At 67.5% G+C, this 13668-nt stretch carries 16 protein-coding genes; 5 read left to right on the top strand and 11 right to left on the bottom strand.

What is annotated here, in order from left to right; all coding sequences use genetic code 11:
• Positions 1–7: 7 nt before the first annotated feature.
• Both dksA and AC5IG3_RS00930 read right to left on the bottom strand, forming a co-directional pair.
• Positions 8–631: an RNA polymerase-binding protein DksA gene (gene dksA, locus AC5IG3_RS00925; protein ID WP_491896939.1), complete on the bottom strand. Its 624-nt coding sequence runs from the start codon at positions 629–631 to the stop codon at positions 8–10.
• A gap of 72 nt (positions 632–703) precedes the next feature.
• Positions 704–1753 (bottom strand): CobW family GTP-binding protein, encoded by a 1050-nt coding sequence (locus tag AC5IG3_RS00930; protein WP_491896940.1) that lies wholly within the window; start codon positions 1751–1753, stop codon positions 704–706.
• Positions 1754–1908: 155 nt separating this feature from the next.
• Here AC5IG3_RS00930 and AC5IG3_RS00935 point away from each other — a divergent pair, with 155 nt between their 5' ends.
• The 4 genes from AC5IG3_RS00935 to AC5IG3_RS00950 all read left to right on the top strand — a co-directional run bounded on the left by AC5IG3_RS00935 (position 1909) and on the right by AC5IG3_RS00950 (position 7100).
• Entirely contained in the window at positions 1909–2793 is an 885-nt protein-coding gene (locus tag AC5IG3_RS00935) for a CorC family transporter (protein WP_491896941.1), read from the top strand.
• Positions 2794–2803: 10 nt separating this feature from the next.
• Positions 2804–4363, top strand: a complete 1560-nt coding sequence (gene lnt, locus AC5IG3_RS00940; RefSeq protein ID WP_491896942.1) for an apolipoprotein N-acyltransferase — start codon at positions 2804–2806, stop codon at positions 4361–4363.
• 174 nt (positions 4364–4537) lie between these two features.
• The gene (gene pal / locus AC5IG3_RS00945) at positions 4538–5083 is read left to right on the top strand and encodes a peptidoglycan-associated lipoprotein Pal (protein WP_491896943.1); all 546 of its coding nucleotides are present in this window, start codon (positions 4538–4540) and stop codon (positions 5081–5083) included.
• A 115-nt stretch (positions 5084–5198) separates the two neighbouring features.
• On the top strand, positions 5199–7100 hold the full coding sequence (locus AC5IG3_RS00950) for an ATP-binding cassette domain-containing protein (protein ID WP_491896944.1): 1902 nt from the start codon (positions 5199–5201) through the stop codon (positions 7098–7100).
• Positions 7101–7148: 48 nt separating this feature from the next.
• Here AC5IG3_RS00950 and AC5IG3_RS00955 read toward each other — a convergent pair whose 3' ends face one another.
• The 5 genes from AC5IG3_RS00955 to AC5IG3_RS00975 are packed head-to-tail and all read right to left on the bottom strand — an operon-like array spanning position 7149 to position 11355.
• Positions 7149–7766 (bottom strand): SCO family protein, encoded by a 618-nt coding sequence (locus AC5IG3_RS00955; protein WP_491896945.1) that lies wholly within the window; start codon positions 7764–7766, stop codon positions 7149–7151.
• Positions 7763–8680, bottom strand: a complete 918-nt coding sequence (gene cyoE, locus AC5IG3_RS00960) for a heme o synthase (protein ID WP_491896946.1) — start codon at positions 8678–8680, stop codon at positions 7763–7765. The genes AC5IG3_RS00955 and cyoE overlap by 4 nt, the downstream gene beginning before the upstream one ends.
• Positions 8677–9882: a COX15/CtaA family protein gene (locus tag AC5IG3_RS00965; protein ID WP_491896947.1), complete on the bottom strand. Its 1206-nt coding sequence runs from the start codon at positions 9880–9882 to the stop codon at positions 8677–8679. Before AC5IG3_RS00965 ends, cyoE begins: the two co-directional genes overlap by 4 nt.
• A gap of 17 nt (positions 9883–9899) precedes the next feature.
• Positions 9900–10550 carry a redox-active disulfide-containing membrane protein gene (locus AC5IG3_RS00970; RefSeq protein WP_491896948.1) on the bottom strand — a complete coding sequence of 217 codons (651 nt, stop codon included), beginning with the start codon at positions 10548–10550 and terminating at the stop codon, positions 9900–9902.
• Positions 10551–10566: 16 nt separating this feature from the next.
• Positions 10567–11355, bottom strand: coding sequence for an SURF1 family protein (locus AC5IG3_RS00975; protein ID WP_491896949.1), 789 nt, complete (start codon positions 11353–11355; stop codon positions 10567–10569).
• Positions 11356–11416: 61 nt separating this feature from the next.
• On the opposite strand from AC5IG3_RS00975, the gene AC5IG3_RS00980 reads away from it, so the two are divergent.
• Complete coding sequence (locus AC5IG3_RS00980) at positions 11417–11650, top strand: DUF2909 domain-containing protein (RefSeq protein ID WP_491896950.1); 234 nt, start codon at positions 11417–11419, stop codon at positions 11648–11650.
• A gap of 65 nt (positions 11651–11715) precedes the next feature.
• Here the strand turns inward: AC5IG3_RS00980 and AC5IG3_RS00985 are convergent, their stop codons facing one another.
• The 4 genes from AC5IG3_RS00985 to AC5IG3_RS01000 all read right to left on the bottom strand — a co-directional run bounded on the left by AC5IG3_RS00985 (position 11716) and on the right by AC5IG3_RS01000 (position 13655).
• Positions 11716–12597, bottom strand: coding sequence for a cytochrome c oxidase subunit 3 (locus AC5IG3_RS00985; protein WP_491896951.1), 882 nt, complete (start codon positions 12595–12597; stop codon positions 11716–11718).
• A 72-nt stretch (positions 12598–12669) separates the two neighbouring features.
• Positions 12670–12924 (bottom strand): DUF2970 domain-containing protein, encoded by a 255-nt coding sequence (locus AC5IG3_RS00990; RefSeq protein ID WP_491896952.1) that lies wholly within the window; start codon positions 12922–12924, stop codon positions 12670–12672.
• Positions 12921–13517, bottom strand: coding sequence for a cytochrome c oxidase assembly protein (locus AC5IG3_RS00995; protein ID WP_491905021.1), 597 nt, complete (start codon positions 13515–13517; stop codon positions 12921–12923). Before AC5IG3_RS00995 ends, AC5IG3_RS00990 begins: the two co-directional genes overlap by 4 nt.
• A 24-nt stretch (positions 13518–13541) precedes the next feature.
• Entirely contained in the window at positions 13542–13655 is a 114-nt protein-coding gene (locus AC5IG3_RS01000) for a cytochrome oxidase small assembly protein (protein WP_491896953.1), read from the bottom strand.
• Positions 13656–13668 lie beyond the last annotated feature (13 nt).

Here is a 13668-nt window from a genome sequence, read left to right on the forward strand (position 1 = left end):
ACAGGGCTCAGTCGCCGAACAACTTTTGCTTGAGTTCCCTGCGCTGCTGCGCCTCTAGCGACAGTGTAGCGGTGGGTCGCGCCAGCAGGCGGCCCAGGCCGATCGGCTCGCCGGTTTCGTCGCAATAGCCGTATTCGCCCGATTCAATCCGGCTCAGCGATTGCGTGATCTTCTTGAGCAGCTTGCGCTCGCGGTCGCGGGTGCGCAGTTCCAGCGCGTGCTCTTCCTCGATGGTGGCGCGGTCGGCCGGGTCAGGGACGATGGTGGTGTCTTCGCGCAGGTGCTCGGTGGTCTCGCCGGCGTTGGCCAGCAGATCATCCTTCTGCTGCTTCAGGCGCACGCGGAAGAACTCGAGCTGCTTGTCGTTCATGTACTCGGTTTCGGGCATGGACAACAGCTCGGCGTCGTTCATCTCGGCGCCGGACTTGGTCTTCCAGGCGTTGACGAGTTTCGGGTCAGCCTTGTTGGGGGCGCGTGGTGTATCTGTCTTGGACATGGGGCGACTCGAGTGACTGACAGGTTGGAGGTCGTGGGCGCGAACCGGGGGCGTTGTTCTTGTATGCGGGGGCGGTTGGCCCCCGGGCGCCTGCGTGTAGTCGGGTCCGGCGCCGCCGGCCCACTGTCGTGGCACCCAGGTCGGTTGCCGGTTTGAGCGCGCGGATTGTAGCCACGTCCCCGGCGGGGGCGGGCTGGCGTTTTTGACTCAGATCAGGCACTGCTCCAGTCCTTGCTGAAATACCTCGCGCGGCAGGTCGATGCCGATGAAAACCATCTTGCTGCCGCGTTCTTCGCCGCTGAGCCACTGCGGGCCGAGGTCGCTGCCCATCAGCTGGTGCACGCCCTGGAAGATCACCTTGCGCTCGGTGCCCTTCATGTAGAGCACGCCCTTGTAGCGCAGCAGGCGCGGGCCGTAGATCTCCACCACGCTGCCCAGGAAGTCTTCGAGCTTGGCCGGATTGAAGGCCCGGCTGGCGCGGAAGACGAACGATTTCACGTCGTCGTCGTGCACGTGGTGGTGCGGGTGGTCGCAGTGCTCGCCATGTTCGTGGTCGTGATCATGGTGGTCGTGATCGTGTCCGTGGTCGTCGGCGGCGCTCAGGAACTCGGGGTCGATTTCCAGCTTGGCGTTGAGGTTGAAGCCGCGCAGGTCGAACACGTCGGCAATCGGCACCTCGCCGAAGTGCACGCGGTGTTGCGGTGCGCGCGGGTTCATGTGCTTGAGGCGGTGCGCCAGTGCATCCACCGTGGCCGCGTCGACCAGATCGGTCTTGCTGATGAAGATCAGGTCGGCAAAGCCCACCTGGCGGCGCGCTTCCTGGCGGGTGTCGAGCTGCTGGCCGGCGTGCTTGGCGTCCACCAGGGTCAGGATGGAGTCGAGCAGGAAGCTCTCGGCCACCTCGTCGTCCATGAAGAAGGTCTGCGCCACCGGGCCGGGGTCGGCCAAGCCGGTGGTCTCGATCACCACGCGGTCGAAGCTCAACTCGCCCTTGCGGCGCTTGGCGGCCAGGTCGGCCAGCGTCGAGCGCAGGTCTTCGCGGATGCTGCAGCAGATGCAGCCGTTGTTCATCTGGATGATCTGTTCCTGGGTATCGGCTACCAGGATCTCGTTGTCGATGTTCTCTTCGCCGAATTCGTTCTCGATCACGGCGATCTTCTGGCCATGGGCCTCGGACAGCACGCGCTTGAGCAGCGTGGTCTTGCCCGAGCCGAGAAAGCCGGTGAGGATGGTGACGGGGATCAGGCCGGTAGACATGGTGCAAATGCTTTCTGAGGTCGCAACCCCGCGATATGGGGGTGGATGACTGTCAGTCAAGCCCGGCGCGCTGTCAAGACAGCCCGCCGGGCCGTCACATGGCTGCGACAGTGCTTGCGGTATTCTTCTTGTCTCTCAACTTCAGGCACCCCGCCGTGTCCGAACCCCAGTCTGGCCCGCGCACCCCTCGTGATGGAGGCCGTGCGCGCCCCACCGACCGCCGCACGCTGTTCGAGCGCGTGGTCGAGTTCCTCTCCCCCGGCCCCGATTCCACCGACGAGCTGATCGAGTCCCTGGCCGACGCCGAGCACCGTGAGCTGATCGGCCCCGAATCGCGCGCCATGCTCGAAGGCGTGATCCGCATGGCCGAGTTGAGCGCCGGTGACGCGATGGTCGCCGCCCCACGCATCGACCTGCTCGACATCGCCGCGCCCTATGACCAACTGCTCGGCCTGGTGATCAGCACCGGCCACTCGCGATTCCCGGTCTACGAGGGCGAGCGCGAGAACATCATCGGCATCCTGCTGACCAAGGATCTGCTCAAGCTGCACCGGGCGCCGGACCTCAACCTGCGCACCCTGCTGCGGCCGCCGCTGTTCGTGCCCGAATCGAAGAACCTCAACGAGTTGCTGCGCGACTTCCGCGCCAACCGCAACCACCTGGCGCTGGTGGTCGACGAGTTCGGCCGGCTCGCCGGCATGATCACCATCGAGGACGTGCTTGAGGAAATCGTCGGCGAGATCGAGGACGAGTTCGACGACAAGGACGGCGAGTCCGGCATCTACACCCTGGCCGACGGCAGCCAGCGCGTGGCGGGCGACGCCGACATCAGCGCGGTCAACCAGAACTTCGCCGTCGACCTGCCGCTGGACGGCTTCGACACCATTGGCGGCCTGATCGCCCATGAGCTGGGCCGCGTGCCGCGCCGGGGCGAATCGGTCGATGTGGGCGGGCTGCGCTTCAGCGTCATGCTCACGCGCGGCGGCGCCGTGCGCTGGTTCAAGGTCACGCGCGCAACGCTCCAGGCGGCGGGTGAGTGACGCGGCGGCCGTGAGGGCCGGTGCGCCGGTGCGTGCCCGGGGTGCCTGGTGGGCCACGCTGACGCTGTCCGTGCTGGCGGGCGGGCTGCACGCGCTGTCGCTGGCGCCCACGCCATGCGGCGCCCTGCAAGTGCTGGCGCTGGCGCTGCTGGTGGCGCTGCTGTCGGGTGGCGCGGACCACCTCCGCACCCCGCGCCAGGCCGCCTGGATCGGCGCGCTGTTCGGCACGACCTGGCTGGCGTCGACCTTCTGGTGGCTGTTCATCAGCATGCATCGCTACGGCCAGCTGCCGGCCTGGCTGGCGGCCCTGGCCGTGCTGGCGCTGGCCGCAGCGCTGGCGCTGGTGGTGGTGTTGGCGGCGGTGCTGTTCGTGCGCTGGCGGCGGGGCCATCCTGGCTGGGACGCGCTGCTGTGGGCGGCGCTGTGGCTGGCGTCCGAATTGCTGCGCGGCCAGATCTTCACCGGTTTTCCGTGGGGTGCGAGCGGCTACGCCCACGTCGATGGCCCGCTGGCGCTGCTGGCGCCCTGGGCGGGCGTCTACGGCATGGGCGCGGCAGCGGCCGCGTTGAGCGTGCCGGTCGCGGCGGGTTTGCGCGCGCTGTGGCTGCGGCGCGGTGCGGCGGGTGTGTTGAGGCCTGCGATATCGGTCGTCATCCTCGTGGGTCTAGGGCTGCTGCCCGCCGGGCGAGGAACTGATTTCACCGCGCCGGCCGGCTCGCTCAGCGTCACGCTGCTGCAGGGCAATGTGGCGCAGGACGAGAAGTTCGACCCCTCGCACCTGCCCGCCACGCTCACCTGGCATGTGCGGGCGCTGCAGGCGGCGCAGACCGATCTGGTCATCGCCCCCGAGACCGCCATTCCGCTGTTGCCCGACCAGCTGCCGCAGGGTCTGTGGGCGGCGCTGGAGCAGCGCTTCAGCCAGGGTCGCACGCATGCGCTGATCGGCGTGCCGCTGGGCGACTTCGAGTCCGGCTACACCAACGCCGCAGCCGGGCTGGCGCCGGGCCAGCCGGCGTATCGCTATGACAAGCACCATCTGGTGCCGTTCGGCGAGTTCATTCCCTGGGGCTTCCGCTGGTTTGTCACCCTGATGCAGATGCCGCTGGGCGACTTCTCGCGCGGCCCGCTGGCGCCACCCTCGTTTGCCGTGGCCGGCCAGCGGGTCGCGCCCAACATCTGCTACGAAGACCTGTTCGGCGAGGAGTTGGCTGCCCGCTTCATCGACGAAGCGCGTGCGCCCACGGTGCTGGCCAACGTCAGCAACATCGGCTGGTTTGGCGAGACGGTGGCGGTCGATCAGCACCTGCAGATCTCGCGCCTGCGGGCGCTGGAGTTGCAGCGGCCCATGCTGCGCGCCACCAACACGGGCGCGACCGTCATCATCGACCACCGGGGCCGTGTCACCGACCAGCTCGCACCGCACCGTCAGGGCGTGCTGGTGGGGCAGGCCGAGGGGCGCACCGGCCTCACGCCATTTGCCCGCTGGGCGGGCCGCTGGGGCCTGTGGCCGTTGTGGGGTGCCGCACTGCTGGCCCTGCTGGCGGTGGTCCGCCGCAAAGTAACAAAGTAACGCCCTGATGCCATTTGTGATAACGATGTCTCATGGCGTTCATGTTCATCGGCTAAAGTGTCGGTCTTGCTGGACAAGCAGCTGCTTTGTCCGGCATTTTCGTTTTTGCTATTCGACAGTTCTTGCTCTCGACTTGTCCTGCGTTTTTGCGCTCTGGCTTCATAAGGAATAAACATGCTGCGTCTTACCTCCGCGACCCTGATGGCCCTGGTTCTGGCCGCCTGCTCCAGCACCCCGCCGGCACCGGCTCCTGTGGCGGCTGCTCCGGCCCCCGTGGCTGCGCCCGCACCGGCTCCCCAGGCTCCGGCCCCGGCTGCACCGCAAGCCGCAACGGCTCCGTCGGCGGCTGCCACCCAGCTGGCCGCCCACCTGGATGCCAACAGCGACATCTCCAAGAAGCGCAGCATCTACTTTGACTTCGACGAGTTCGTGATCCGCACGCAAGACAGTGCCGTGGCCGAACTGCATGGCAAGTACCTGGCTTCTGCGCCCAGCCTCAAGGTCATGATCGAAGGCAACGCCGACGAGCGCGGCAGCCGCGAATACAACCTGGCCCTGGGCCAGAAGCGTGCACAAGCCGTGGTGTCGGCACTCAAGCTGCTGGGCGTCAAGGACGGCCAGATGGAAGCCGTCAGCTACGGTGAAGAGCGTCCTGCCGCCACCGGCAGCGACGAAGCAGCGTGGGCCAAGAACCGCCGCGCCGACATCCGCTACAAGTAATCCGCCACCCGCATCAGGCTGGCCCCGGGCCGGCTTCTGATGAGGTGACAGATCCCACGCCCGCCAGCCGGTTTCGGTTGCGGGCGTTTTTTCATTACTCGATCCTGGTTCGCTCATGGCACTGCTCACCCTTCTCGACGCCTGTCTGGCCTTTGGCCACGTGGCCCTGCTTGATCATGCGGCGATGTCGCTGGAGGATGGCGAGCGCCTGGGCCTGATCGGCCGCAATGGCACCGGCAAGTCCTCGCTGCTCAAGATCCTGGCCGGACTGGACAAGCCCGACGACGGCAAGGTGCAGGTCCAGCAGGGCCTGCGCCGCGTCTACGTGCCGCAGGAAGCGGTGTTCGAGCCCGGCCTGACGGTGTTCGACGCCGTGAGCCTGGGCGTGGCCGAGGCCAAGTCGCTGCGCGAGCGCTACGAAGCCCACGCCGAGGGCGACGATTTGGACGCGATGCAGACCCGCATCGAGGCGCTCGACGGCTGGACCTGGGAGCAGCGCGTCGACGAAACGCTCGAACGCCTGCAACTGCCGCGCGAGGCGCAGGTCGACGCGCTCTCCGGCGGCCTGCGCAAGCGCGTCGCGCTGGCCCAGGCGCTGGTGGCCGCGCCCGACGTGCTGCTGCTCGACGAGCCGACCAACCACCTGGACCTGGACGCCATCCTGTGGCTGCAGGAGCTGCTGATCAACTTCCGTGGCGCGCTGCTGGTCATCACCCACGATCGCGCGTTCCTGGACGCCGTGGCCACCCGCATTCTTGAGCTGGACCGCGGCGTGCTGCGCAGCTACCCGGGCAACTTCGTCCAGTTCGAGGCCGCCAAGCTGCGCGAGCTGGAATCCGAAGCGCTGGCCAACGCCCGCGCCGACAAGCTGCTGGCGCAGGAAGAGGTCTGGATCCGCCGCGGCGTGGAAGCGCGCCGCACCCGCAGCGTCAGCCGCATCAATCGGCTGGTGGCGCTGCGCGACCAGCGCGCCGCCCGGCGCGACGTGGTCGGCCGCGCCAAGCTCGACCTGGACGCCGGCACGCGCAGCGGCAAGATCGTGGCCGAGCTGGAAGACGCCAGCAAGTCCTACGGTGGCCGCGCCATCGTGAGCAACTTCACCGCCACCATCCTGCGCGGCGACAAGGTCGGCCTGATCGGCCCCAACGGCGCCGGCAAGACCACGCTGCTCAAGCTCATCCTCGGCCAGCTGGCGCCCGACAGCGGCACCGTCAAGCTCGGCACGCAGATCCAGGTGGCGTATTTCGACCAGATGCGCGAGGCGCTCGACCCGACCGCCACGCTGGCCGACACCATCAGCCCGGGCAGCGAGTGGGTCGAGATCGGGGGGGCGCGCAAGCACATCATGAGCTACTTGAGCGACTTCCTGTTCTCGCCGGCGCGGGCCAACTCGCCGGTCAAGACGCTCTCGGGCGGCGAGCGCAACCGCCTGCTGCTGGCGCGCCTGTTCGCGCGCCCGGCCAACGTGCTGGTGCTCGACGAGCCGACCAACGACCTCGACATCGAGACGCTCGACCTGCTGGAGGAACTGCTGCAGTCCTACAACGGCACTGTCTTCCTGGTCAGCCATGACCGGCGCTTTCTGGACGCGGTGGTCACCAGCACCATCGTCTCCGAGGGTGACGGCCACTGGCGCGAGTACGAAGGCAGCGTCGAAGACTGGCTGCGCCAGTCGCAGCGCGCCGCGCAATTGAAGGCGCAGCAGAACCAGCAGGCCGCCAAGTCGACGCCGCCTGCCGCGGCCCCGGTCGCTGCGCCGGCGGTCGCCGCCCCGGCCGCGCCCGCAGCGGGCGCCAAGCGCAAGCTGAGCTACAAGGAACAGCGCGAACTCGACGAGATCCCCCAGCGCATCGAGCAGCTGGAAGCCGAGCAGCAGACGCTCAACGAAGCGCTGTCCGGCAGCGAGCTCTACACCCAGGGCGCCGCGCGCATTGCCGAGGTGCAGACGCGCCACGCCAAGATCGAGGAGACGCTGCTGGAGTTGATGGAGCGTTGGGACACGCTCTCCAGCCGCTGAGACAAGTGGCAGCCCGCTGCGGGAGCGGCGTGCTGCGCGACTGCCTGATTACGGCTTCTGTGCCAGCAGCGTTTTCAGGTCGGCGGCCAGGTCGGCCGGTGGCGTGTTGTGGCGCACGTAGAGCCGGACGCGGCCCTCGGTGTCGAACACGTAGGACGCGGCGGTGTGGTCCATCGTGTAGCTGGTGGGCGTCGTGCCGTCGACCTTGCGGTAGAAGACCTTGAACTCCTTGGCCACCGCCATGGTCTCTTCGGCCGTGCCGCGCAGCGCGACCCAGTTCGGGTTGAAGTTGTCCACGTAGGCCTTGAGCAGTTCGGCCGTGTCACGCTCGGGGTCGAGCGTGATGAAGACGCCCACCAGCTTGTCACCATCAGCACCCAGCAGGCGCTGGGTTTCGGCCAGATTCGTCAACGTGGTCGGGCAGACGTCCGGGCATTGCGTGTAGCCGAAGAAGACCACCGGCAGCTTGCCCTTGAAATCCGCCAGGCTGCGGCGCTGGCCGCTGGCGTCGGTCAGGCTGAACTTGCCGGCGTAATCGGCCCCGCTGATGTCGAGGTTCTTGAAGCTCGCCGGTGGCGCGGCCTTGTCACAGGCCGTCAGGCTCAGGGCGACGGCCAGTGCCAGCCCGGTCAGGGCGGTGCGGCGCGAGAAGGGGGCAAGGCTCATGGCAGAAGGTCTCGCAGATAGTGGTCGGCCAGCAGCGCCGCGAACAGCAGCGACAGGTGCCAGATCGAGAAACGGAAGGTCGCGCGCGCCAGCGCTTCGCTGTACTCGCGCCACAGCCGCCACGCGTACCAGATGAAGCGCAGGCCGAGCACGAAGGCCGCCGCCAGATACAGCCCGCCGCTCATGCCCTGCACGAAAGGCAGCAGCGTGGCCGCCAGCAGCACGAAGGTGTAGAGCAGGATCTGCAGCCGCGTGAATTCGTTGCCGTGCGTGACCGGCAGCATCGGCAGGCCGGCGCGGGCGTAGTCCTCGGCGCGGTAGAGCGCGAGTGCCCAGAAGTGCGGCGGCGTCCACAGGAAGATGATCAGGCAGAGCATCAGCGCCTCGGGGCCGACGTGGCCCGTGATCGCGGCCCAGCCCAGCACCGGCGGCATGGCGCCCGAGGCGCCGCCGATGACGATGTTCTGCGGCGTGCGCGGCTTGAGCACCACGGTGTAGATCACCGCATAGCCGACGAAAGTGGCAAACGTCAGCCACGCCGTCAGCGGATTGACCAGCACGTACAGCACGCCCATGCCGATGCTGCACAGCACGGCCGAGAACACCAGCGCCTGCGTGCGGCTGAGCTCGCCGTTGGCGGTGGGCCGCCACGCGGTGCGCTTCATGCGCGAGTCGATCTGCTGCTCGATCAGGCAGTTGAAGGCCGCCGCCGCACTGGCCACCAGCCAGATGCCGAGCGTGCCCCACAGCGCGAGCTGCACGTCCGTCCAGCGCGGCATGCCGGGAATGGCCAGCAGCATGCCGATGACGGCGCAGAAGACGATCAACTGCACCACGCGCGGCTTGGTCAGCGCGAAGTACTGGCGCCAGCGCGAGGCTGGCGGCGGAGCGAGGGTGGGGGACGATGCGGTCATGATGAGGTCAGCGGGTGGCGGGGCCGAACCGGATCGGCCGCCATCTTGGTATCAGGAGAAGGAGCACGCGCCGGGACGCGGTGCGCCGCCAGCAGCGAGGCGAGGACGGCCACCAGCACTGCGGCGCCGCCCGTGTGCGAAACAGCTGCCAGCAGCGGCCAGTCCAGCACCACGTTGGAGATGCCGGTGGCGAGTTGCCACAGCAGCAGCAGCGCCAGCACCAGCCCGTAGCGGCGTGCGTTGGGGTGGGCGTGGCGGCGCAGGCTCACGGCCAGCGCCACCACCGCCAGGCTCACCAGCACGGCGGCGATGCGGTGCGTCAGGTGGATGGCGGTGAGCGCGGCAAAGGGCAGGGTGCTGCCGTCGGCGCGCTGGCCCAGTTCGCGGCGCAGTTGAAAGGCGGCGTCGAAATCGGCGTCCGGCCACCAGGCGCCCTGGCAGGTGGGAAAGTCGCTGCACGCCAGCACGGCGTAGTTGGTGCTGACCCAGCCGCCGAGGCTGGCCTGCGCGATCACCAGCACCAGCACGGCGGCAGCGGCCCGCCGTAGCGTGGGGCTCAATGTGATGCGCTTTGCGTCGTCGCCATATCGCGTCGCCTGTACCGCCAGCAAGGCCAGCAGGCCGATGCCGCCCAGCAGGTGGGCGGTGACGATGGCCGGGTAGAGCTTCATCGTGACCGTGAGGGCGCCGAACGCGCCCTGCATCACGACCCAGACGAAGCACAGCGCCGCCCAGGCGGGAGAAATCGCACTCGTTGTTCCATCGGCCGCGCTGCCCTGGAGGTCGCGGCGGCGCGAGGCGCGCCAGCTCCAGACCATCAGCACCGTGATCAGCGCGCCCACGCCGCTGGCGAGATAGCGGTGCACCATCTCGACCCAGGCCTTGCCGTGCGTGACCGGACCGGTGGGCATGGCGGACTGCGCCTGCGTGATCTCGGCCTGCGCGCCCAGTGGGCTGGCGCTGCCGTAGCAGCCGGGCCAGTCGGGGCAGCCGAGGCCGGAGTCCGTCAAGCGGGTGTAGGCGCCGAACAGCACCAGGTCGAAGGTCAGGAACAGCGTCAGCAGCGTGAGCGCGCGCAGGCGCGCAGGCGTGCTCTGGCCGCGCAGCCGCCAGGCTTGCCAGAGCAGCGGCCCGGCGGCCACCAGCGCGCCCAGCAGCAGCAGTTGAACCAGCGGCGAGAGGTCGATCAGATGAACGTTCATGACCGGGGCGTCCGGTTTTATTTGGGGATGATCTCGCGTCCCGGACGATCCCAGGAGGCCGAGGCACGCATCAGGCGATCAAAGTCGCCCTTGACCTTGGCGGGGTCGAAGTCCGCCGGCACGCGCAGCATCCAGACGCCCATCGGGTCGACCAGATAGAGATGTTCCTGCAGGCGCCTGCCCGGTTCGGGCGTGAGCCAGTCGGCCACGGCTTGGGTGTCGGTCTGCAGCACCAGGGCCTGTTCCATGGCCGGCAGCAGCGCTGCACGCGGCGCCTGGTTGCCGGTGACGAGCCAGACGCGGTCGATGCGGGTTTTCTCGCGCCCCATGACCTCGCGCAACTGGCGCTGGGCGTAGAGCAGTTTTTCGCAGGTGGCGTCGCAGTCGCCATCGGCCACGGCGACCAGCAGCCACTGGCCGCGCAGCGATGGCGGATCGACCGGCTGGTTTTGCAAATCCCGCAAGGGCAGTGCAGCCGCAGCGGGCAGCGGTTTGGTCGGCTCGATCAGCGTGCTGTAGTTGTTGCGCGTGCCGGGCCGGATGACGTAGTACGTGAAGTACGAGGCCAGCACCGGTGCCGCGCAGGCCAGCAGCACCAGCAGCATCTTGAGACGACCGGTGGAGGTGCGCGCAGCGGCGTCGATCGGCAGTTCAGGCAGGGTGTGCACGGTGAAACTCAATGATTCAGCGGCGCTGGGCGCGGCGCGCGAGGCGGGGTCGGAGGATTTGGAACCAGACATAGAGGACGACGCTCAAGGCGCTCAAGACAAACCATTGCGCGGCATAGCCGTGGTGTTTTTCGATGCCGGCCGAAGGCACCGGCCAGTCCCGCAGCAAGGCGGGATGGGCGGCGGAGGCGGGTTCGGCCGGAAGATCCTCGGCGTCGGTCTGCATCACCGAGAGCGGCCTCAAGGCCAGTCCGAGGGTGCGTGCCTGCGCGTCGAGGTCGAGATTTTGCCGGATGGGCCCCGACGCTGCACCGTCGAAGTCATACAGGCGCGACGGCGGCGGGGCAATCCGGCCGCGCAGGGTCACGGTCGCATCTGCAGGCGTGGTCACGGCGGGCACGCGCGTGCGGTCCATCAGGTCACGCGGCAGCCAGCCGCGCTGCACCAGCACGGCGTCGCCGGGCGCCAGCAGCAGCGGGGTGACGACGTAGAAGCCCGGGCGCCCGCGCATCTGGCGGTTTTCCAGATAGACCGTGCCTTGCGGCAGCCAGCGTCCGGTCAGCGTCACGGGGCGTGCATGTTGCAGCGCAGCCTGCTCGGCGTCACGCGCCAGGTCGGGCAGGGTCAGCGGCGGCAGCTGGCCGCGTTGCAGCACTTGCTGGTGCAGCGCCTCCTTCTGCGCTGCACGATCGAGTTGCCACACGCCCAGCCGTGCCGTCAGCGCGCTGACCAGCATGGCCGCCAGCAGCACGAGCCAGCGTCGGCCGGGCCGGGTGGGGGGGTGGACTTCAGCGGCGGCAGGCATGGTGCAGTGCAATCGGGGTGATGCCGTGTCGGGCTTGGGGTGGGTGGAATAATCCGATGCTATGAAAATCATCATCGGACTGGCATTCCTCGTCATCATCGGCGCCCTGGCCTCGGCCGGCTGGTTCATGCTCAAGCGACCTGACTCAGGCGCTGCTGCTGACACCACGGCCGGGCACAAGCGCATGGCGCGTGCACTGGCGGTGCGCGTGGGCGTGTCGGTGACGGTATTCCTGCTGCTGCTGATCAGCTACAGCCTGGGCTGGATCCAGCCGACCGGCGTGCCATTGCGCTGATCGGCGGCATGACTCACCAAAGAAAAGAGCGCCGTTGGCGCCCTTTTCAATTGGAGTGATGCGGTTCAGAACCAGTAGACGATCACGTACAGGCCGAGCCAGACCACGTCCACAAAGTGCCAGTACCACGCAGCACCTTCGAAGCCGAAGTGGCGCGTTGCAGTGAAGTGACCCTTCATCAGCCGGATGGTGATGACCAGCAGCATCAGCGTGCCCACGAACACGTGGAAGCCGTGGAAGCCCGTCAGCATGTAGAAGGTCGAGCCGTACACGCCGGAACTGAGCTTGAGGTTCAGTTCAGAGTAGGCGTGGGCGTATTCATAGCCCTGGCAGATCAGGAAGACCGTGCCGAGCGCCACCGTGACCCACATCCACGCAATCGTCTTGGCGCGCTTGTCGGCGATCAAGGCGTGGTGGGCGATGGTCAGCGTCACGCCCGACGTGAGCAGCAGCGCGGTGTTGATGGTCGGCAGCGGCCACGGACCCATGGTCTGGAACGGCTCGACGATGCCGGCCGGTGACGCGGTCATGCCGGCGGCGACGCTGGGCCAGACGGCCTTGAAGTCCGGCCACAGCAGCGCGTTCTCCAGGCTGCCCAGGCTCGGCACCGACTGGGTGCGTGCCCAGTACAGCGCGCCAAAGAAGGCGGCGAAGAACATCACTTCCGAGAAGATGAACCAGGCCATGCTCCAGCGGTAGGAGACGTCGATGCGGTCGCTGTAGAGGCCGTTTTCGCTCTCGCCGGCGGCTTCACCGAACCACTGGCGCATGACGAACGCCACCCACAGCAGGCCGAACAGCACCGAGTAGGCGCCCCAACCGTGACCGTTGATCCATTGGCCTGCGCCAAGAATGACGAAAAAGAGTCCGATGGACATCATCACCGGATGGCGTGATGGCTCCGGAACGAAGTAATAGGGCGTGACGCCCTTGCTAGCTGCCGACATGGTTGCTCCTGGATTCCTGTGGTCTGGGTCGGTTTTGGGGAATGGCGGGATCGGGCTGCGCTGTGTCGCCCGTCAGGCGGCGGCGCTGCTGATCACCCAGCGTACCAGCATGATCAGTGTGCCGATGAACAGCACCGCGCCGATCAGGCCGGCAATGATGACGTGAACGGGATTGAGCTTGGCCATGTCTTCCCGGTGGTCCGCACCACGGCGGACGCCAAAGAAAGACCAGCCCACCGCCCGGACGGTGCTCCAGAACGACAGCTTGCGTTGCGTGCTGGCACGCAGGCCGTCCTCCTGGGTGGAGCGGTTCGAGTCCTGTTTCATGATCGCGGCGTTGCCACCGTTGCAGCGACGCTTTGCGGCGCCGCCTTGGTCTTGCTGCCCACCTCGAAGAAGGTGTAGGACAGGGTGATGGTGGTCACGTCCTTGGGCAGCTTGGGATCGATCACGAACACGACCGGCCACTGCTTGGATTCACCCGGCGCCAGGGTGTACTCGTTGAAGCAGAAGCATTCCACCTTGTTGAAGTGCGCCGTGGCCTGCTTCGGGGCGTAGCTCGGGATCGCCTGGGCCGCCATGGTGCGGTTCTGCACATTGCGGAACTCGTACATCACCGTAGCGACTTCACCCGGATGGATCCGCACCGAGCGCGTGGCCGGCTTGAAGTCCCAGGGGCCACGCGCGTTGGCATCGAATTCAACCGTGATCCAGCGGCTTGCGTCCACCTGGCTGTTGTTGACGTCGATCTTGCGGCTGTGCCCCGAGGTCCGGAACTCGTTGAGTGTCAGTACGTTGATGCCCAGGGCGGTGCAGATCGCCTTGTACATCGGCACCAGCGCGTAGCCGAAGCCGAACATCATCGTGGCGATGACGATCAGCTTGCCGAACATGCGCCGGTTGTCGCGATTCAGGGCCATGCCGGCCGCAGCGGAGCGTTTCATTCAGCGGCTCAGCATGACGATCTTGGCGATGAAGCCCAGGCCAAAAACCACTGCCACGGTGGCCAGGGTCAGGCCCAGTCGCACATTGGCGCGGCGCTTGTCTTGGTTGTTCATGGTCAGTGGCCTT

This window comes from Leptothrix sp. (in: b-proteobacteria), assembly GCF_965250675.1.
In the GTDB taxonomy this organism is placed as follows: Bacteria; Pseudomonadota; Gammaproteobacteria; order Burkholderiales; family Burkholderiaceae_C; genus Sphaerotilus.

Coding starts and splice junctions, on each gene's coding strand:
- AC5IG3_RS00975 (WP_491896949.1), bottom strand. CDS start 11,355: ATGCCTGCCGCCGCTGAAGTCCACCCCCCCACCCGGCCCGGCCGACGC.
- AC5IG3_RS00990 (WP_491896952.1), bottom strand. CDS start 12,924: ATGAAACAGGACTCGAACCGCTCCACCCAGGAGGACGGCCTGCGTGCC.
- AC5IG3_RS00950 (WP_491896944.1), top strand. CDS start 5,199: ATGGCACTGCTCACCCTTCTCGACGCCTGTCTGGCCTTTGGCCACGTG.
- AC5IG3_RS00985 (WP_491896951.1), bottom strand. CDS start 12,597: ATGTCGGCAGCTAGCAAGGGCGTCACGCCCTATTACTTCGTTCCGGAG.
- AC5IG3_RS00955 (WP_491896945.1), bottom strand. CDS start 7,766: ATGAGCCTTGCCCCCTTCTCGCGCCGCACCGCCCTGACCGGGCTGGCA.
- AC5IG3_RS00980 (WP_491896950.1), top strand. CDS start 11,417: ATGAAAATCATCATCGGACTGGCATTCCTCGTCATCATCGGCGCCCTG.
- AC5IG3_RS00995 (WP_491905021.1), bottom strand. CDS start 13,517: ATGGCCCTGAATCGCGACAACCGGCGCATGTTCGGCAAGCTGATCGTC.
- cyoE (WP_491896946.1), bottom strand. CDS start 8,680: ATGACCGCATCGTCCCCCACCCTCGCTCCGCCGCCAGCCTCGCGCTGG.
- pal (WP_491896943.1), top strand. CDS start 4,538: ATGCTGCGTCTTACCTCCGCGACCCTGATGGCCCTGGTTCTGGCCGCC.
- AC5IG3_RS01000 (WP_491896953.1), bottom strand. CDS start 13,655: ATGAACAACCAAGACAAGCGCCGCGCCAATGTGCGACTGGGCCTGACC.
- AC5IG3_RS00930 (WP_491896940.1), bottom strand. CDS start 1,753: ATGTCTACCGGCCTGATCCCCGTCACCATCCTCACCGGCTTTCTCGGC.
- AC5IG3_RS00965 (WP_491896947.1), bottom strand. CDS start 9,882: ATGAACGTTCATCTGATCGACCTCTCGCCGCTGGTTCAACTGCTGCTG.